The organism is Desulforhabdus sp. TSK, assembly GCF_022836495.1.
Lineage (GTDB): Bacteria > Desulfobacterota > Syntrophobacteria > Syntrophobacterales > Syntrophobacteraceae > Desulforhabdus.
The window spans coordinates 1-512 of the sequence record NZ_BQXM01000134.1; the positions used below are offsets into that span (position 1 = coordinate 1).

At 46.1% G+C, this 512-nt stretch carries 1 protein-coding gene; it reads right to left on the bottom strand.

The features are described 5' to 3' along the window. Positions 1-23 precede the first annotated feature (23 nt). Positions 24-512, bottom strand: a 489-nt coding sequence (locus MWC30_RS21840) for a glycine radical domain-containing protein (protein WP_272495891.1), incomplete at its 5' end; no start/stop codon positions are given.

A 512-nucleotide genomic window follows, 5' to 3' on the forward strand; every position in this document is an offset into this window, starting at 1 on the left:
GCAGGTTTAAACGAATTCGCCCTTTAGCCTGCTACCCGGACAATCAGTTCCGTATACTTTTCCGGCTCACTTTGGGCCGCTCTTAAAGTTTGGTCATCAACCATATTAAATTGAACATGATCTAACCCTAAGTCAGCCCATGTTTTCATATAGCCTCTCCATAATTGATAACCTTTCTCTCCTTGCAACTGGGTTGGGGAAAGCCGCTGGTTTAAAAGAAAAGCTCTGCCGTCACTGATGTGGTTAAACTTACCGCACGACCTTAAAACAGCCGTGGGCCCTTTTTTGTCCAAACCGGGACCCGGGGAAACTCCTCCGTCATAAAGGGCATCACCCAACCTTCTGCCGTTAGGCAAAGCACCTACTACGTTGGCATAATGAATATTTCCGCTTACATTCTCTGGTAAGACCGGCCATGGGTTGCCACAAGGGTCTTTTATTTCCCAGGAATGCTTAGCCACATCTCTTAAGCAACGAACCATTATTTCATCTACGTAGTCATCATCATTACC